Consider the following 19752-nt stretch of genomic DNA (forward strand, 5'->3'; position numbering starts at 1 on the left):
AAAAACTATATTATTATTCCCTAATCAGATGAGAAATAAATGACCTTTCCGTTGTAATGCTCCCCCCTTCCATCTAATTCTTTCCTAAGTGGATGTTTGACCGCGTGCAGTTGTCGATAAAAAGAATCGCTTCATCGATGTCAGGATATATTGAGAGGTGTTCCTCTTTTCTAAGTTCTTGTTTCCGTTTTTCTCTTGCCTTTCTTTGACATTCGACGCTCTGTTTTACTTGATTAACGTAATCAGCATGAAGCCGCACACCCAGAATCTGCAGCTCCTCTATCGCACAAAGCAAATCTATGCCGAAGTGCTTCCTATACCCTTGGACAACATTACTTCCCTTATATGTGTGAAGCCAATGCTTTGCGGCCTGCAGACGTCCCGACCTGTTTAATCGTTTATGTCTTGGTGTGGAAGTCTTTACCTTTTTTCTAGACATGAATAGCCATCCTCATTTCCTGTCCAGCCACATTTGTATTTCTATTCACTTTCTTTATCTTTTTTCATGCTCTTTCTCCATGGAGATGGCGACTCAAAGGAACATCATAGATCTATGATATACTAGTAGCAACTAATATGTAGCACGAGGGAAGTGACCATCTTGAAAATCGGTAGAAACGCTCCCTGCCCGTGCGGGAGTGGAAAAAAGTACAAAAAATGCTGTTTATCCCAAGACGAACTCAGAGGTTTCTCGCCATTAGCGCCACAAGATGCCAAAGCCCTTCTTTTTTCATCTATCGAACAGGAATTTGTTTGGGATCATTATTTATATGAGTTGGTAGCTAGAAACATTGTCAATTCCATGTATCCCCAATATGAACCCAAGATTATTGCTGCTGCCCTTCGAATTTGGAATCTGTACGCAAACGCGGCTCAACCAATAGTTAGGAAAACTGGTGTCATGGAAGCTGCTATTGAATACTGTGTTGCTAAACTGCTGGATCTTCCCGTGACGCAATCTGAGTTATCGGGAAAATACGGTGTCTCAGTAGGAACGATCTCCAAACGTGCACAGGAAATCTTCGGTGAGGAATGGTTGTTTGCTACCATTTTTCAAGAAAACAGCGGCCAGCAGACACATACCGATACAGCTCGTCTCTCTGCAGAAAGAGCTCTGTACGAGATGACAAGCCTGGTTAAGGGAAAAGAGTTCGAATCAATGGAACAACTCAATGAGTTTATAAACTCGCATCTATCTAACCAAACTCGTATGACAAAAAACTCCTCCCTCGATCCCAAAGAGATGGCACAGCATATCCTGTATGATGCTTGGGAAGAGCCTTCTGTTCCAAAACGAATTCAACTGGCTAAACAAGCTCTTCAATTGTATCCAGATAGTCCGGACGCCTATAACATCCTCGCTGAATCAAGTGATGATCTGGAGGAATTATTACGGCTTTACAAACAAGGAAAAGAAGCCGGAGAGCGCGATCTTGGCTTGAGATGTTTTCATGAAGATCGAGGGCATTTTTGGGGATTAATCCATACGCGACCGTATATGCGATCAAAGGAAGGTTATGCCAACTGCCTTTTGATGGCAGGACAAATGGAACAAGCTGAAAAAGAATTTGTAGAAATGCTTGATCTTAATCCTAACGATAACCAAGGAGTTCGCTACCCTTTGCTTTCAATCTACATTGAGTTGAACCAGTTTGAAAAAGCATCGCGATTATTAGAAAAATATAATGAAGATAGTGCCTACATGAATTACAGTCGTGTTTTGGTGGAATATGGTATTTTTGGTTTGTCTTCAAAATTGAATCGCTTACTTGATAAGGCAATTCAGCAAAACCCTCACGTCATTGATTTTCTCTTAGGTCGAAAGAAATTGCCTAGCCAGACGCCAGATTATTATGGTTACGGCGATACAAACGAGGCCATCATGTATGTAAATGCTAACTATCATATTTGGCATCGTGAGGGTAAATTACTTCAATGGTTAAAAGAAACAACAAGGTGACCAAACACGGGCAGCCTCGAGTGTTTTAGCTACCACATAATGTCCAAAAGTTGATGAGGTTGGATGACCAGAAACTGATTGCTAAAGTGACCAGAGCGGTGAACCAGTCAAGGCCGCGAAGCGTTTATATAGCCTTGACTGGTGTCCCCTTTTTCCCGACGCTATTACACCGCCCAGCAATCCCTTGCTGGGCCTGCTCACGCGGCAAGCGATGGGGTGCAGGGGACGAGTTCCCTGCTTTTCCCCCTCATGGGGGACGGAAGGGGGAGATTGCTGTGACTGTAAAAATTTCCCTCGGAAAGTCGGTCATCAATGTCCAGATCACTATGCCATTTGGCCGATATATCTCATCAACGCTATTTTGCGGTAAAAAACGTGAAGAATTGGACAATTCAGCTCATCAAATTTTTCATCTTTATTGGCTTAATCGCAGCATTTGGACGTGTTCACCGTCTAAATGAGGACATCTTGTACCATCAACCTTTGGACTGGATAGATTAGCATTAACACTCGAGAGCTGTCCTTGTTTTACATTTTATTGGTTTTTTATAACGTTGACCGTCCACATCATCATTTATGGTATTTTTCACCGTAACGGGTCGGACGGTCAATTTTTTTCTAAAAAAAAATGACGTTTAACATGTTACTCGTGAAAATCTTCTGCGTAAAGAACGTTGTATGACACTTCCTGCCCTATCTTCATCTTTAACAATTACATCTTCAATACAGTACTTATTTACCTAAAACAATAATTTAATTATGCGGTTAAATTACTTCTTAAATTTTTTAACTGTTTTTCGGTTATTGGAGTATCAAAATTTTGTTTTCTGTATATACTTTGTATATACGTTTCCGAAGGGTTGTGTTAATATTGAATCAAGAACATAAGAAAGGCTTGATCTATATGACAACTGCAACCGTACGTAAGTGGGGTAATAGTCTAGCCGTCCGTATTCCTCAAGAGGTCTCCGAGTTAGTAAAATTCGCGGAGGGAGTTGAGGTTGAAATGTCTGTCTCTAAAAACAAGGAGATCCTTTTGCGCCCAGCATATCCGGTCGCTGATGATCAAGAAGCCCTCCGCAAACATTTTCTATTACTTCGTTCTAGATGCAAACCGGGTATGGCTACTCATGAAGAAACTTTTGCAGAGCCTATGGGGGATGAAATTATCTAATGCCGATTACAGGAAATGTGGAACGTGGGAGCGTCATTTGGCTGAATATGCACCCTACACGAGGACATGAACAAAACGGCTGGCGCGCCGCAATTGTACTTTCAGACGGACTTATTGATCCAGAGAATTCATCATTTGCTATGATAGTTCCGGTCACCACACAAGTAAAGAATTATCCTTTCGAAGTCACAGTCCCCTCTGGGATTGATACGACCCACCCTAGAGTCCCGTTCACGGAGCTAAGCGGCGTCGTACTAACTGATCAAGCCAAATCACTCGACCTAAGTGCAAGAAATGCCGTAGTTATAGGTAATGTCGATGCTACATCTAGCTTCTACAAGCATGTTGTTACTAATGTGCGTTCAATCCTGGCCTAACTTACATCATGATGGAATGAAAGTATTTTTATCTAGGGAAATATCCGAACAATAATTTTCACTAGTTATGAACCCTTATGAATTAATATTAGTCCCTTCACTTTGGTTTGAAAAAAATCCGTTAGTAAACCACAAAAAGCCATTTTATAGATGGCTTTTTGTGGTTTCTTCTAATTTTCAGCGCAACAGCTTTAACGACCAAATTTCTCCTCAAATAATATATGACCGTTTAACATGTTACGTGTGAAAATCTTCTCCGTAACGGGTCGGACGGTCAATTTTATATGGTAAAAAACGTCTAAATGTACCCTCCTTGTGTATTTGGCAAGTAGAAAATGTACCGTTTGGCAATTAAAAATGCACACTTGCCAACCAGGGTATCATCGATTCATCAGTGAATCCTTATGACGAAAACTATCACGATTAAAAACAATCAAATGCGAATAGCAAGATTTCTTCCTTTGTAATGTTTCCATTCATATGAATACCGTGCCATTCTAGCTGCTTGCCAGATATATCCGGCAATTCTCCCGTATCCAACTTAATTTCAAACGCTTGGCATGCTCTTCAATGAGGCTTCTCACCGCTGCTCACCTCCTGGCATAATCATCAACCGATCATAATGAGAGAGGCCTCTGCTTGAATTTCTAGTTGATGGCACTGAAGGCGGAAGCGACAGTGTTTCTCGAATGCCTCGTCCATTCACAAGCTGATAATAGACGTGCTTGATGGATTCCGTGGTAGGATGTCCATGTTCGGATGCAATCCGTAGGGCTTGTAGAGATATGTCGAAATCCTGTTCCTTTAATATGACGGATAAAAGTTGGAGAGCATTCCGTTTCTCCTCGACTGTACATTCACCGAAAAAGGCTTTCCATTCCTCCGGCAATTGATCGTAGAATGAGCTGTATTTCAAAGCGGTTGGCCTCTTTGCCATCAAGGTCAGATAAGGTTGCCAGTCCATCGACTTCTTTGTCTCCCCATATAATCTGGGGTGGCGTACGATCACTTCATTTTCCTCGTTCAGAAGCGAGATCGTATCAAATGAGATCTTCGCCAAGACCGCTTGTCCCGCAAAGCGTGGCGAAGTGGAATATTGCTTTTGGTCAATACGGACGATTCCGTATTTATCCGCTTTGACCTGCTCGAACCGAACGCATTCGTACGCTTTACCGGGCAACCGTTTCGATAACCTGTCACCTGCGGTGAAGAAAGTGCTGCCAAACGGGGAACGGCAAGTAACAGAGGAATTCGCTCGTTTTGTTGCCCATTATGGCTTCCAAATATGAATTCTGCAATCCGGGAAGCGGAAACGAGAAAGGGCACGTGGAAGCGATGGTCAAATACATACGAAACAACTATCTGTTGCCGGAAATCCACTATGACGACCTGTCGGTCTTGAATGAGAAGACCCTGAATTGGAGCCTGGGGGATCGGAAACGTTGCCACTATGAAAAGGATACCCTGATTGCCGAACTATATTTGGAAGACAAGGAGCGCTTCCTCCAACTCTTGTAGAAAACACTCCCGGTTTTGGGAAGGGAACACTTGAAACAGGAATGAATTGCTGTAAGGGAATGAGAGGACGAGGAAGGGCAAGATGATCTCTTTTCCCCTGTGCTTAAAAGGAGCTTCCCCAAAATCTACCTGTGCTGTGCCGGTCTTCGCCTCTAACGGTAAGGCAGTGTCATTGCTCTCGTCCAATAAGGCGGCTTTCCTTTTCGCCACATAGGCACGAATCGTACGGTCAGAGCCTTGGAATCCATGTTCCGAAACGAGAAGAGTATAGATTCGCTTTGCGGTTCTTCTGAACTTCTTTTTCTTCCCCATATCTTCAAGTAGCCATTGATCAACGATTGGTTTAACCGGATCCATTACATTGGCTTTCCTTGTCTGTACAGACTTCACCTCCTGATTGAAATCCTCCATCTCCGAATACTTCTTGATTGTCCTGCGATCCATATTCATCTGTCTTGCAACAGAAGAGTAGGAGCGACCTTTTGTGTTTGTTTCATGTCTGATATAATTGACTTCAGCCATTGCTAACATCTCCTATATACCTCCCATGAACGTTATGCCCAACGGGGAGTGTATGTTTTTTAATAGATGTTGGCAAGTGGCTCTTTTTAATATGATCATAAATTAGCTGCCATTTAGTACATTTAAATCATGCCATAAACACAGTATGAGCACTGCTCATGAAACCAGTTCTTCCAACGCAACAGGGTAGCGTCGTCAGACGCTACGGAAGATAGCGTATCCGGTTCTGAAATCACTTGCTCGATACATGATGATTCATACCGTTTGTATGGCACGATACAATCTGGAAGCTCATGGTGAATTTTCTGGCAGTGCGAACAACGCAACCGTCGGATGAGCAGGCGGTCTTCCCCACCCTCACTCACGATCTTCCTCCTCCGGCTACCAATAACATTCATCTCTTCTCCACAGCAAGGAGAGGGAACCACCTCTGCACATCTAACGAAAAACGCCGGGTACCTTCTCAATCAGCTCATAATTTGATACAATGATCATGGTGTTTTTTGGGGATGCCTCCCAAGAAGTGGACCTGTTACCGCAGGCCCACTTCTTGGGAGGCATCCTTTTTCCTTTTCAATGATAAGGTCATTATATTCAGCAACGATTGGACAGGCAATTCCGTCAGCAACTGGACATTATGTTTGAGCCGCAACAATACCATGATTTCAGCTTGCCTACCTAGTTTATCAATAAATGAACTATCCAAAACAATTTCTTTCCTAATGGTGATCGTGTGTACCATCACTTGTGGTACGGTTCACCGTATCACTTGATATGGTAAACTAAAAATTCAATATTAAATAACCATGAACCGATGATACCTTGTTCCATCTAATCATCGGTTCTTTTAGATATCACTATGACATTCTATTAAGTGCTTTACTAGAATAATAGACATGGATTCTTTGATTAATTTACGTATCTGTCTAACATTGTCCATACTGGCTGCCTTAGAAAGGATTTTACTTTTCAAATCGGTCGCATCGATAAGTTTCTTCTCATGTTCTGTCAGACGTTCATACTGTGCGTTGAACTGATTATTTATAATTTTTATAATTGCTTCGTTCTTTAGTGAAGTAAATTGTATAACTGCATCAAATCTGGAATACAGAGGAGCACCTAAATTCCGCTTAATATCATCTTCAGATCTATAATTCGAAGTGCATATTATTATTGCCTTTTCAAGAACTACATTGTAGTTTTTATCCTCAAATACACCTTCGTCAAATAATTGGTAGAATGCACTATGAAATACTGGATGTGACTTATCGAATTCATCTAAGAGGATAATATTCGATTCTCTCTCCAGCAATTCTTTTGCAAAGCAGTTTTGAGCGTGGTTGCCACCAAATAAATAAGAAGAAAAGTCCGAACTATGAAACATTGAAAATTGTTTGCGAAACAGAGTCTCTCCTAACAGCTCACTTAAGTATTTTGCTGTTTCAGTCTTACCGACACCTGTCGGTCCATAAAACAGGAGAACAATAGGCTTCTTATTTTCAGGCTTCGTCAAAGGATAGAGTGCTCCCAAAAGTAGTTCTTTTACTCTTTCCTGACCAATAATGACTGACGAATACGTACTACTTATCTTTTTTAGGACGGCAGGATTGATACATTCATATTGATGTCGTTGTGTGATTATCTTTGCATTTATTTTTTCAAACTGCTGCACAATGTTAAGTGGGGGATTTTGTAAATACAACTTTCCTATCTTGTATTGAGAAATAAAAGTTACAAAAGATTGAATTGCATGCTCACTAATTCCAGCATATTCTTCAGAATATGCAACCAAACATTTTATTTCTTCTTGATCTTCTTCAACAAGCTCACCTTGATCCTGTCCTTCAATTTTATGGATATGCACATACTCTTTTCTTTTGGCATCATGTTTAACCACTAATTGAGTAAGTGTTGTAATCGGTATTCTTTTTGGTAAAATCTGCTCAAAACTCACCTTTGGGCCATAGTAAACATTTATGTTCTTCAAACCTCGACACCCGCCAATATGACGTCATATACTTTAAGATAAGCCGATTCCTCTGTCACTCCTTCTTCATCATTTAATATATCCGCCCCAGTTAACGTCACAGATGAATTAGAAAATTCCTCCTTCATAGATAACTTATCTTCTGGAAAAACTCCTACTTCAATAGCATGATAAGTTAATCTCATTTTCACTAAATCTGCAATTCCATAATTATTTCTAAATGCCTGTATGTTGAATCGAAGTATACTCTTTTCAGTAGAACCTTCTGCGATTAATTCATAATATCCCCTTCCACTTTCAAGTGCTTCATCCATTCTCGACACATTAAATGCCATACCCTCGGCTTCGAAATTTCCCTCCGCCATTATCAAATAGGGGGTCATCATTTTATAATAAGCAAAGGATTCAGGATAGGGTTTTAACTTGTAGTTCTTAAAGGTTTTAATCACCTCACTTCCCTCTGTTTGAGCTTGTACTAGATCTATATAGTCCGTTAATATCGTGTTCGTAATAGCTTTATTTATTATTGTGTTTCCAGATCTATTTGCTCCTACATTTGTCTCCATATCAACATTAGCCCCTAAAAATGGGAGCCACTTAAATTTTGCTGCTAAACTTGCCGCCGCTTTAGCAGCCAGTTCTGTCGTTACTTCCGTAATTTTTTCCGCCTTCTGATCGACCTTGCCACCATCAATAATATGAAGAAAATCTGTCGCAGAACCTTCGTCAAAGTAAATAACCTTTGCTATCATAGTATAACCCCCTATCTCCATTGGTTTTTTAGAATTATGTCACCACTCCTATTACAATGAATGGCAGCACATCTACTGATTGCAAGCAAAAGGGCCTAGATCCTCTCCCAGGCCCCTCATGCTTATAATTTAACCACAGCTTCAACTTGCTGAATTTGTTTGGTCAAACTAGCTATCTCTGCTTCTCTGTCCCACATTACACTTGAACGTCCTGCTATTATCATTTCTGATTTTAACAATACCTCATCTTTGTTATACATATACCTGAATTGCAGCGGTTCACCTGTTTCTTCATCTTTGCAGTACATATCAACGATGATCATTTGATCTCGTTTGTACAGGGAAATCTCATCATAATTTGCTTCGCTAATATTGTTCGCCAACACAAAAGGAGGAACCCCCTTATTGGCAAGAACATGTGCTAACTTCACTTTTAATTCCTGCACATTAAGCAATTGTTACCCTCCTTTCGGTTAATAAACTCATTCTAAAGTCTTTCCGCTAAATACGCCACATATTTTTCTGCCAGTGGCCTTGCTTGCTTGAAGTCGGCGATAGACCATTGTTTTCTTGGATACCCAATTGCTTTTAGCAACTGGTCATTAATTATTTTGACGCATAGGCCGTCTAAAGCCAGATTCGTATCGCGATAGTATCCCAACTTGATAGCAATCTCTTCTGCTTTCCCTTTAGGATTTAGACCCTTTGCAGTTAATATTTCCGCAATCCCGTTTTCAATGTATGTTTTTAACTCTTGTCGCCGCTCTTTTAATTCAAGGTCAGGTCTCTTTGACTTCGCAATATCTTCAAACGTAGACCCTTCAATAAGCTTGATCATTTCGTCAGTAATCGGAATGCCCTTTGACCTTAACGCGTCTAATGCTTCTTCCGTTTTATTTCTGCTCTGACGAATAGCCTCTTCATATGCTTCCAATATGGTTTCATCGCCTATAAATGTCTTAAGTTCTTCTCTGAAGGTTCCCGACTGCCTAGCTTCCCCAACGTCAGGTTCTGAATGACCGTCACTTTCAGACCCTCCACCTTCATTTTCCTCAAATATTTTTTCCAACCGGTCAATGATCTCTGCTTTTTGTTGTTCTTTACTGTAGTATTCCCAAAGCTCATCTAGACCAAGTGCATTGTGATATACGAGATGAGCAACGTTATCTATCGCGGGTTCCTTCGCATCCGGAATTGAGCGTAGTGCTCTTCCTGCAAATTGTGCATACGCTGATAAGCTCTTAAACGGGCGGAATATCGCAGCAACCGAGATATACGGGTGGTCATATCCTTCACCAAGCATACCTACGTTTACAATCACTTGTGTGCGATCATTGTGAAAATCAATTCTTTCCTGGTCCTGCTCTGAAGGTTCCATGTCACTGTGTACAATGGATGCGGGACATCCAACAGCTTCGTATAGCTGCTTAATCTCCCTAGCATGTTCAATGGAACAAGCTACAGCGATAATCTTGTGAGGTACTCCTGTCGCCTCCCTCTTCTCCATCATAATTTGAAGGCTTCTTCTTACAACCGCTTCGCTGCACTGAGTCGAATACGCTACCGTTCTCTCCACCCAGTCACTGTCTTTTAATTTTAATACTTCTTCCAATGTAACTTCTTCTTCGTAACCTTGTACTTTGAAAGTCAATTGATCTGGAATGTACTCTTTTTTAACAAGCTGCTTCACATAACCTTTTATCATCGCTCGACTTAGCGGATATGAGTAAACGTCCTCAGCATAGATTTCCTTCTTATCCGATCTAAAAGGAGTGCCAGTTATTTTAACGATTTTTGCCGAATTGAAGTACTCTTCCATCTCTACCCATGATGCTGCTGGAGAATGATGTGCCTCGTCGATAATAATCATATCGAAGAAATCCCGCGGCACCTTCTGCAACAATGAACTTGCATTGTGGGACTGAAGTCGATGAATATTGGTAATCACAATTTTTGCTTGTTCCAGCGTTCGAGGATCACCTTCGTATTCAATAACTTCAGGTAAATTCGATGGAACATTAATGACCTTACGATTCCACCAAAAATTATGTTCATATCTTGGGTCAAGACTATCAGTAACAGTATTGCGGATTGTCCGATTTGGAGTAACGATTAGCACCCTTTTTTGTGCTATGCCGTATGGCAGGATGGCCATTAAACCCGTTTTACCAACTCCTGTTGGTAGGGTAACTAACGCCGGCTTGTGATCTGGTGATTCAAAATATTCCTTCACTCTCAAGTATCCCTGCACTTGTGGCTCTCGTAGATTAGGATTTCCCTCAATATGAGCAAATGTATTTTGGAAGTACATATAAGCCCCCCCTCCGGCCATTTGTTATATTACACATTCCACATTATCCCTTAAATTCCTGCCATCTTAGATTGATAACCCAAAAGAAAAGCCGGTGTTCAGCAACGATTGAACCCCGGCTCAATGCTAAATTATTACCCCTTTACAATTTCCAATAGCTTCTCATAGCTGTTAACCACATCATACTTGAACTGGTCCGAATTCAGCTTAGCAAAATGCCTCCGTGCACACTCAATCTTCGCCTTCTCGACTTCACGCAGCTCCATCGAATCCAATGAGCCTTTCGTCTCGGCAATAAAGTAAATGTGCTTCACGTCGCCTTCTTTGAATACAATCGCCCAGTCCGGATTGTAGTCGCCTACCGGAGTAGGGATGTAAAATCCGCGTGGCAGCTTCGCATAAACCTGTACTTCTTTGCTCGTATCTAGATCTTTCGCAAATGCACGCTCAATCTTGGAATCCGTTACGACGTAATCATAAATATGCTTTTCAACGGAAATGGCGTTTTGGCCCAGTTGTCCTTTCAAGTTATTCTTCGTAAACACATCTGTATGGAACGTATCATTGATCACATCGTAAGTAATGGATTCAATGATCGTGGTCGCCTTCTGTTCGTTAATAAGCCTGGACGCCCGGATAATAAATTCCTCGGGATTCTTCCGGAATAACAGGAAGGTAGACGGTTTAATGCTTTTCAGGATGGCTACAATCGTCTTCCTTGTAAGTCGCGTTTCATCCATCATCTTACCGATCAAGTCGTACTTGATCTTTGACGTAGCAGGCCCGTTCACGTACTCCGTTTGCGTCTCCCGTGTTACAAATGCTTCACCTTGTTTGAGTTGCTCCCGAGACTCAATCTCCTTCATCTCGCCGTGTTTAATTGCGTAGCGGATGTCGGGCACCTGCAAATTCATGTCTAACGCCAGGATACACTTCCGTACCAACTCATCGGAATCAAATCGAACTGTATAGACAGATTTTTTGTTGATCCGGTTCCACAACTCCTTGAACTCTTGCTTATAGAAGTTGTTGTTAACCTTCACCGAAACGATATTGCGATTCCGATCATTCTCCGCAATATCTGCCTTGCCTTCTACGTAGATGGATTTAACCAGTTCGATGAGCGATTCTTGAAATTCACGTAGTTCATCGGGCAGCTTGACCGTTTGCTCGTTAACTGCGGCAAAGTAGTCGTCCGTCAAACGAAATTCATCATCGACATAGCCATTTTTGATAAAGGCAAATTGCAGCTTGTTTGCCAGCTTCTCATCGATACTTAATTGTTCGCCGCGGGCATTGGTAAGCACTTTATTCAGGAAGAAATCCACGTTAGCCTTACGTGGCCGATCCGACAATGTAGCGGCAATCTCGCTTTGTAGCTGCTTGGCAAATTCTTCGTAGGACTCGCTTGCAATAACGGTTAGAGAATTGATCTCGTGAACATCAATACCTGGAATGCTGGAGTCGATCCGTTCACCGTATTTATTCACGCACAATCTTAATCCACGCCCAACTTCCTGCCGTTTCTTAATCGTGGAGTCGCTATGTTTGAGCGTGCATATCTGGAATACGTTCGGATTATCCCAACCTTCCTTCAACGCCGAGTGGGAGAAAATAAATCGTGTCGGTTCCTCGAAGCTGAGAAGCCGTTCCTTATCCCGCATGATCAAGTCGTAGGCATCAACATCATCGGAGTCCGTCTCCCTTGCAGACACTTTGGAATCGACAAACCGGTTGCTTCTCTTGTCAATGGAGAAGTAGCCTTTATGCGTACTCTTTACCTGAATCGAATTCAAATATTGAATGTATGGGTCATCCGCAAACAACGACAGCTGTTCGTTCAATAGCTCCATATATTCTTCTTCAAAAATGTCAGCGTACTCTCCATTTTTCTCGTTGCCGTCTTCATCATATTGTCGGTACTTGGCGACTTCATCAATAAAGAAGAGTGAGAGCACTTTGATTCCTTTATGGAATAGCACCCGCTCCTTTTCGAAGTGAGATTTCAGCGTCTCTCGAATCTGAATTCGGCGGAAATGAAGCTCGCTGACATCGCCCTGTACATCACCGGCGTACAGCGTAACACCATTGATGAAACTGATGCTGTTATTCTGTCCGTTAATTTCCGATACTTTATAGCCTTTATATTGCTCCAGATGATCGGACAACTGATAGAGGTCATCGCCCGTCACGATTTTCTTGGACACTTTGGTTAATCCGGACTTTGTCCGTTTTTCATATTCAAGACGGGCTATGGGAGCGTGCTTATCGCTGACATCTACGCCTTCGAGATAGACATAGCTGTTGGTTCCATTGGTTCCTTTCACTGAAATGCCTTTGACGCTGATCTTCTTGACTAGCTTCATGTTATACGCATCCAGAGCATCGAGGCGATAGACTTTGTTATAATCCTCCCGGTGTGTTGCCGAATACCGCAGCGTAAACAATGGTTTGAAATCTTTGAGTGCTTCCTTCGTCTTCTGACCTTCCACCGATTGAGGCTCGTCAATTATCAATATTGGATTTGTGCTGGCGATTACATCAATCGGACGCCGAGAGTTAAAGTCATCCAGTTCCATAGATATTCTTCTTGCATCCTTACCCTTCGCATTAAACGCTTGGGAGTTAATGATCATGACATTAATTCCAGCGTCGCTGGCGAATTTCTCGATGTGATGCAATTGCTTTGAATTGTAGACAAAATACCGAGCCTTTGACCCGTATTCAGACATGAAGTGGTCTTCGGTGATCTGAAACGTCTTCAGTACGCCTTCCCGAATGGCAATCGAAGGAACAACAATAATGAACTTGCTCCAGCCATACTTTTTATATAGTTCGAACATCGTCCGAATATAGGTGTATGTTTTCCCCGTACCGGTTTCCATCTCGACTGTAAGGTTGTATTTGCCTTCAAGCCGTTCGGACAATTTCAAGCCATTTTGCCGTTGTATGGCCTGAATATTACTCAACACTTCCTGATCAATAAGTTTAATAGGATTGTTCTTGAAGCCATAATCAGACTCACCGCTTGTGGTTTGAAACAAATCTCCCATTTCCACGCTTTTCTGCCTGCGTCCTTTATCAAGCGTAAACCGAGAGGATTCGTTCGGCTGCCCTTGGAACACGTCTACAATACTCTTGACCGCATCCAATTGAAATTGTTGATGTTTGAATTTGATTTTCATCGCTGCTCACCTTCCTTACAGCACTTGAATTTCGGTGCTCGGAGAGAGCAGTTTGAACAGTTCTTCCACATTGATGCGGGCCGAATCATCCCGGAACGAGCTATCGCGGAAAACAACCCTAAGCGGCTGATCCGTTGCGATTTTCTTGATAACCGATTCTGGCAACTCTTCATCGAAACAAGCGATTAGAGAGTTTCCGGCAACGTAGTGGACAGTTTTGCCTTCGATTTCTTTAGTCTCCATCGGCAAAGACAGTTCCAGTCCGCATTCCAGCATCACCTGGATGAGCAAATCCTCGCCTGTGCGGTCTTCTTTGATGTTGGATGTCAGATCATCCAAATTCATCTGACCCAACTTGTCAGGCGTGTAGTAAACGTCCTTCATGTTGCTGGAGTCTACACGGTACACTCGAAAACCGTAATCGATTTCCGCTTTTGTTTCTTCCTTGATTTTCTTAGCAGCTCGGCGTATGCGTTCCTTGCCGATTTCGCAAATTGTTTTAAATCCCGCTTTATATGCATCAGAATCCTCATCTGTAAGAGCAGGGATTTGTACCATGATATATTTACGATTTTTCAAATCCTCTGCATTTAGCTCCATTACTGCATGAGCAGTTGTAGCAGAGCCAGAGAAAAAGTCAAGGATAATGTCATTCGACGTTGTAACAGTATTTAATATAGTTTTTATTAGGTCTACAGATTTTGGTGATTGAAATAACTTTGCCCTTTCATTGAACAAAGATGAAAACGCGGCCTGTCCTTTTTCCGTGTAGAAGAGTTTGTCGTTAAATATAGTTTTAAGCATTTTTGTAGCACCTTCGGCGTAGCTTTTACGATATATTTTCCAAAGGCCGTTTGGATTTTGTTTTGCAACCAAAAGGTGAATATCATTTGCTGCTTTAGTTCTATCCCATGTCCAGCAACCTTCAAACCCATCGTCCCATATCGGTTCAACTGTGACATAACCATCTATATATTCGAGCGAAACTTCGGAAGTAACAGGGTTTACATAAAACGGGTAAAAAAGATTTTTACGATTATGTTTTCCGAATTCTCTATGAGTATTTCTTAATTCTAAGGTTCTATATCTTCCTAGTTCATCTTGTTCCGGGTATTCATCTTCTATTTGATCTTGATCTTTTTCTATTGCAAAATATCCCTTTGGAAGGGGTGACTTTGAATAAACTAATATATACTCATGATTTGTTGCAAAATATTTATCCTGCGACCTTCCTTTAGGATTACATAATGTGGTGATTTGTGCTACAAAATTACCTGAAAAAACATTGTCACAAATCATTCTTAAATGATCTAGCTCATTATCATCAATACTAATAAATATGACTCCATCTTCACGCAACAAATTCCTTGCTAATTTCAATCTTGAATACATCATTGTTAACCAGTCACTATGGAAACGTCCGTTTGATTCGGTATTCTGAAAGAGTCGATTACCTTCGACATCTATCTGACCGGAATCCTCTAAATATTCGTTGGATGATGCTTTGAAATCATCTTTATAAACGAAATCTTTTCCTGTATTATATGGTGGATCAATATATATGCATTTTATCTTGTTTAAATACGATTCTTGCAATAGTTTCAACACTTCGAGGTTGTCCCCCTCGATGTATATGTTTTGTGTATTATCCCAGTCTACACTGTCTTGTAAAATTGGACGTAATGTTTTATCAATAGGAGTGTTTGCATTAAGTATAGCTTCTTTCTTTCCCGGCCACGTCAATTGAAACCGCTCTTTTTCACCCTCGACGATAAAATCAGAAAGTTCCTGTTTTAACAAATCAAAATCGACCGCTCGTTTAATTTTTCCTTGTTCATCTCTCGCTTCGGTAATCACGTTGGGGAACAACTCAGCAATCTTATCGATATTGGCTTGGGTCAAATCCACCGATTTCATCGTTAGTTTATTCATGGCACGCCTCCTGTTACTTAATCAAGTAGTTGATTCAATTCTTTTCTCTTTCGTTGCAGTTCCATGTTCAATTCAACTTTCTTGTTGAATTGTTTTTCGGCCCGTATCTTGGACTCTAGCCGTTGGCATTCTTGCGTCAGCTTGTCAATTTGGGCTTGCCGCTCCAAAACGGCTGTAAGCTCGATTTCCGGCTTCACCTTGATGGGAAGCAGTTGACGGATGATGTTCTCGTAAACAGCCTTCAGATCGAGTCCTTGGAGAATGTCGAGTTTGATACTCTCCACCGGCTGCCAGTCCGTCTCATGGTAGGAACGAACTACAGACCGATTGTCGTCGGTTTGATTTCGCTCTTTGTAGGCGATAGCGAGCTTGGCCTGACCATCATACATTAAGACATGCAAAATGGGATAAGGGATCGCCTTGTCAATATTCCGCAGCAAGTCAAGGGAGTAGGTTTGCTCCTTCAAATGAATCTCGAATATCTGAATTTCTTCAATGTCGTCTTTCGGATCGAGACGAATCGTCTCCTTGGATAACTTGTGTTTCCAGATGATCGATTCGACTTGTTCAGTAAACAATTCCTTCAGATGTTGGTTTGCATGCAGCTTCTCATAAAATTTGTTCTTCGGAATTTTGCGGTTTACGAGTGTACTTGACGGCAATTGAAACATCACGCATTCACCTACCTGATAACGACAAAGGTGAGGAGTTCAAAGTCCTCAAGCCCTTTAATCGAGTCGATCAATGCTGTCGTACCTCCCGAACTGAACAAGCTATCCAGATCGTTTTCTACTTTCACCTGTACAATCGAGCGGATGGTTTCTTGGAGCAGCATGGAATACATGTCCATCTTTTTGCCGTCTTTCGTCGCTTGATTGAAACTGCGGCAAGCATCCATCATCGGTTCGGATTGCCCTCTGCATAGAGCTCGCAGGATATCCAGCGTCTTTTTGACATCCATATGATTGGTGATGACTTCACCATCTTCGCTCATGTAGACGAGATAGAAGGGATGCAGCCGGTTCTGCTTGTCGGGATTCAGTTCCTCATTAACGTTGCGAAGAACAAAGATGACGCCGGGCTTTGCTCCCTTCTCTTCGTCAGCAGCCACAACCGCATGCAGTCCGCTCGGAACGGTATCAAGTTCTCCGTTCTCCTTGACATAGTTCACCAAGTCCATGCGAAAATCGTTCAGGCCCAAATCGGTGATGGAGACGCCCGTGTTCATATCATCCAGATCGACGACTTCCTTCTGCAAACGATGAAGTTGCTGCTTCCGATATTCCAGATCGCTGGATTGATTGAACAGAACGTTATCATCGCCGGTTGCCGTCATATCCATGATGACCATGCGATTCTCAACCCGTTCTTTTAACTGAATGTATTCATCCAGCGTCATGTTGGGCCAGAAGTTCACCAATTGAATTTCCTTGTTCTGCGAACCGATCCGGTCTATTCGGCCAAATCGTTGAATGATCCGCACCGGGTTCCAGTGAATGTCATAGTTGATCAGATAGTCGCAATCTTGCAAGTTTTGCCCCTCAGAAATACAATCGGAAGCAATGAGCAGATCAATCTCGCCTTTGACATCCGGCATGGTCAGCTTCTTTTCCTTGGATCGCGGCGAGAAGCAAGTCAGCAATGTGCTGATATCATTCCGTAAACCAGCGGTGTTTTTGTTCTCATCGCTGCCGACGATTTTGGCCGTATCGATATTGTACTTGGCCTTCATATACTCGGATAAATGCGTGTACAAGTATGCTGCGGTATCCGTGAACGCACTGAAAATGATGACCTTGCGGTTGCCGGGGTTGATTGGATGATTGATTTTGTGATCGATAACTTGCTTTAATGTGTTTAGCTTCGCATCATGTTCAGGCGTTACTTTCCGCATTTCGGTCAGCAAGGCGGAAAGAATGTTGCGGTCATTCGTCAAATCTTCTTTCCAGCGAAGAACATCCATATCGGTCAAATTGATCTTGATTGTATCCCCGATGCTGAAATCATCGTCCAGCCAATCGTCATCGTCCAGATTGGCATCCTCAATATCGGTATAACCTACAGCGTCGGATTTCCCGCTTCCCTCGAAGGCTTCGATTTGCTGTAGCGTCTGATCGATTTTGGAGACAATCTTGGAAAGGGTCAATCGGAACGACTCCACCGAACTTTCCAGGCGTTTCAGCAGGTTGATCCGCATCAAGAGCTGCAAGCTGCCTTCGCGATCCATCTGCCTGAAGTTCCCGCTACCGCCCCTTACACTGGTGTCATACAACTCTTCATAGAAACGCAATCGGCTCGGTTGAATATATTTGAATGGTGCATAGATGCCGAGATTGATTCTGGACAATTCTATAAAGATTTCATTATACCCGATAACATCCGCTCTGTCGGTCAAATCGCAAAACTTCGAGAGAGGCGGCAGCCGCCTTGGGAACTCGCCGATCTCCTCCGCTTTGTAATACTTCTGGATATGCTTGCGTGACCGAGCGATCGTCAAGCTGTCCAGCAGCTCAAAAAAGTCGAAGTCGAGCATACCAAGAAGCGTCTCCGTTGTACGTTCAGCAACATCCATCTTAGACCATTGGTTAAACGCGGACTGAGCTCGTTTGAAGATGTCGTTAATCCCCCGCTCCGTCCCCAACTTGCTGTTGATTTCCTCTGGATTTCCTTCATAAGCCAAGGCAAGCTGGTTGCGAAGATCCATGAATTTGTTGTTCACCGGAGTAGCGGAGAGCATGAGCACTTTCGTTTTCACGCCGCTTTTCAACACTTTCCGCATCAGCTTCTGATACCGCGTCTCTTTATCTTTCTTGGCTTCGTTGTTGCGGAAGTTATGCGACTCATCAATGACGAGCAGATCGTAATTACCCCAGTTCAACCGATCAAGCGGGATATCGTTTGATTTGCCTCTTTCCCGCGATATGTCCGTGTGGTAGAGTACATCATAGCGGAAACGGTCGGCATACAGGATGTTGTTGGTCACGTTCTGTTTATATGTAAGCCAGTTGTCGCCGAGCTTCTTGGGACATAGCAACAATACGGACTTGTTGCGAAGTTCATAGTATTTAATGATGCCAAGAGCCGTGAATGTTTTCCCCAGACCGACGCTGTCTGCCAGGATGCATCCATTGTATTTTTCCAGTTTATTAATCGCACCAAGAACCGCGTCTTTCTGGAAGTGATAGAGACGTTTCCAGATTTCCGTCTCTTTGAATCCAGTTGCTTCGTTGGGCAATATGTCTTCTGTGATGTCCGATAGGAACTCGTTGAAAATATTGTACAAAATGACATAGTAAATGAACTCCGGAGAGTTCTCTTTATACACCGATGAAATATGCTCCACAACCTGGTTCGTGACATCTTCAAGCTTGCTTTTGTCATTCCATACCTGATCGAACAGATCGAAATACATTTTGGTAAACGGAGCTTCTGTGAACTTGTTCACCATCTTGGAGAGAGCATTGCCCTTTTCATAACCAAGATCAACGGTCGTAAAGCCATCGATCGGCATATAGGTGATCGGCTCGTTTGCAGTCTGCACATTCAGCATGCCTTGCATTGAACCTGAAGTACGGTTCGATTTGAACGTGACTTTTTTACGAATCCAGTCACTGCACTCTTTTGCAATCGCTTTGAGTGTCAATTCGTTTTTGAGCCGGATTTCAAATTCGGTGCCGTACAAGCTTTTTTCCCGGTTCCGTTTCGGGATATAAAATTCCCGCTTCTCCTTTTTTATGCTATCCGCAATAAAGGTGGGAGAGGTGAAGATGAACCGGACTTCTTCCACCTGATTCAGTTCTTTCATTAAGGCTTCATATGCATAAATGGAGAAGCATGATGCAGCAATCGATACTTTGCTGCCTTTGCGAACTTCAAGTTTCAAATTTTCGCCGAGAAGATTGTCGATATTATTGATGATTTCCATAGTTCACCTCTTGTTCCGCCCGAAACCACGCAACTTTTCCTATTCGACATCCCCCGCTGAAATTCCTTGTTTGAAGTAGTTCTGATTTCCTATTTGAGGAAATATATTG

14 protein-coding genes and 1 pseudogene are annotated in these 19752 nt (G+C 42.4%); 4 read left to right on the forward strand and 11 right to left on the reverse strand.

All coding sequences use genetic code 11. The annotated features are described in order from the left end of the window. Positions 1–601 precede the first annotated feature (601 nt). From JD108_RS21795 to JD108_RS21805, 3 genes are all read left to right on the forward strand, one after another. Entirely contained in the window at positions 602–1960 is a 1359-nt protein-coding gene (locus tag JD108_RS21795; RefSeq protein WP_198827988.1) for a tetratricopeptide repeat protein, read from the forward strand. Between the two features lie 871 nt (positions 1961–2831). Next, positions 2832–3134: an AbrB/MazE/SpoVT family DNA-binding domain-containing protein gene (locus JD108_RS21800; RefSeq protein WP_198827989.1), complete on the forward strand. Its 303-nt coding sequence runs from the start codon at positions 2832–2834 to the stop codon at positions 3132–3134. Next, on the forward strand, positions 3134–3511 hold the full coding sequence (locus JD108_RS21805; RefSeq protein WP_198827990.1) for a type II toxin-antitoxin system PemK/MazF family toxin: 378 nt from the start codon (positions 3134–3136) through the stop codon (positions 3509–3511). The genes JD108_RS21800 and JD108_RS21805 overlap by 1 nt, the downstream gene beginning before the upstream one ends. A gap of 580 nt (positions 3512–4091) precedes the next feature. Here JD108_RS21805 and JD108_RS21810 read toward each other — a convergent pair. Beyond that, positions 4092–4691 (reverse strand): Mu transposase domain-containing protein, encoded by a 600-nt coding sequence (locus tag JD108_RS21810; protein ID WP_407649385.1) that lies wholly within the window; start codon positions 4689–4691, stop codon positions 4092–4094. 4 nt (positions 4692–4695) lie between these two features. Here JD108_RS21810 and JD108_RS22900 point away from each other — a divergent pair. Further along, positions 4696–4883: pseudogene (locus JD108_RS22900) on the forward strand (IS21 family transposase); the annotation flags it as partial. A 104-nt stretch (positions 4884–4987) separates the two neighbouring features. Here the strand turns inward: JD108_RS22900 and JD108_RS21820 are convergent. From JD108_RS21820 to JD108_RS21860, 10 genes are all read right to left on the reverse strand, one after another. Beyond that, a complete protein-coding gene (locus tag JD108_RS21820; protein ID WP_407649386.1) occupies positions 4988–5551 on the reverse strand; it encodes a hypothetical protein in 564 nt (187 codons plus the stop codon). Between the two features lie 122 nt (positions 5552–5673). Then, complete coding sequence (locus JD108_RS22500; protein WP_228728246.1) at positions 5674–5979, reverse strand: DUF6431 domain-containing protein; 306 nt, start codon at positions 5977–5979, stop codon at positions 5674–5676. A gap of 419 nt (positions 5980–6398) precedes the next feature. After that, positions 6399–7538, reverse strand: a complete 1140-nt coding sequence (locus tag JD108_RS21825) for an AAA family ATPase (protein ID WP_198827991.1) — start codon at positions 7536–7538, stop codon at positions 6399–6401. After that, positions 7535–8290: a DUF6414 family protein gene (locus tag JD108_RS21830; RefSeq protein ID WP_198827992.1), complete on the reverse strand. Its 756-nt coding sequence runs from the start codon at positions 8288–8290 to the stop codon at positions 7535–7537. The genes JD108_RS21825 and JD108_RS21830 overlap by 4 nt, the downstream gene beginning before the upstream one ends. Before the next feature lie 122 nt (positions 8291–8412). Continuing rightward, a complete protein-coding gene (locus JD108_RS21835; RefSeq protein ID WP_198827993.1) occupies positions 8413–8745 on the reverse strand; it encodes a hypothetical protein in 333 nt (110 codons plus the stop codon). A 32-nt stretch (positions 8746–8777) separates the two neighbouring features. Next, positions 8778–10601, reverse strand: coding sequence for a DEAD/DEAH box helicase (locus JD108_RS21840; RefSeq protein ID WP_198827994.1), 1824 nt, complete (start codon positions 10599–10601; stop codon positions 8778–8780). Between the two features lie 134 nt (positions 10602–10735). Then, positions 10736–13786: a type III restriction-modification system endonuclease gene (locus JD108_RS21845; protein ID WP_198827995.1), complete on the reverse strand. Its 3051-nt coding sequence runs from the start codon at positions 13784–13786 to the stop codon at positions 10736–10738. A 15-nt stretch (positions 13787–13801) separates the two neighbouring features. Further along, entirely contained in the window at positions 13802–15718 is a 1917-nt protein-coding gene (locus JD108_RS21850) for a site-specific DNA-methyltransferase (RefSeq protein WP_198827996.1), read from the reverse strand. 17 nt (positions 15719–15735) lie between these two features. Beyond that, complete coding sequence (locus tag JD108_RS21855; protein ID WP_198830230.1) at positions 15736–16389, reverse strand: DUF4391 domain-containing protein; 654 nt, start codon at positions 16387–16389, stop codon at positions 15736–15738. A gap of 11 nt (positions 16390–16400) precedes the next feature. Next, positions 16401–19643, reverse strand: a complete 3243-nt coding sequence (locus JD108_RS21860) for a helicase-related protein (RefSeq protein ID WP_198827997.1) — start codon at positions 19641–19643, stop codon at positions 16401–16403. Positions 19644–19752: the final 109 nt, after the last annotated feature.

It is taken from the genome of Brevibacillus composti, from assembly GCF_016406105.1.
Taxonomy (GTDB): Bacteria; Bacillota; Bacilli; order Brevibacillales; family Brevibacillaceae; genus Brevibacillus; species Brevibacillus composti.

Coding starts and splice junctions, on each gene's coding strand:
- JD108_RS21830 (WP_198827992.1), bottom strand. CDS start 8,290: ATGATAGCAAAGGTTATTTACTTTGACGAAGGTTCTGCGACAGATTTT.
- JD108_RS21820 (WP_407649386.1), bottom strand. CDS start 5,551: ATGGCTGAAGTCAATTATATCAGACATGAAACAAACACAAAAGGTCGC.
- JD108_RS21860 (WP_198827997.1), bottom strand. CDS start 19,643: ATGGAAATCATCAATAATATCGACAATCTTCTCGGCGAAAATTTGAAA.
- JD108_RS21850 (WP_198827996.1), bottom strand. CDS start 15,718: ATGAATAAACTAACGATGAAATCGGTGGATTTGACCCAAGCCAATATC.
- JD108_RS21845 (WP_198827995.1), bottom strand. CDS start 13,786: ATGAAAATCAAATTCAAACATCAACAATTTCAATTGGATGCGGTCAAG.
- JD108_RS21805 (WP_198827990.1), top strand. CDS start 3,134: ATGCCGATTACAGGAAATGTGGAACGTGGGAGCGTCATTTGGCTGAAT.
- JD108_RS21855 (WP_198830230.1), bottom strand. CDS start 16,389: ATGTTTCAATTGCCGTCAAGTACACTCGTAAACCGCAAAATTCCGAAG.
- JD108_RS21840 (WP_198827994.1), bottom strand. CDS start 10,601: ATGTACTTCCAAAATACATTTGCTCATATTGAGGGAAATCCTAATCTA.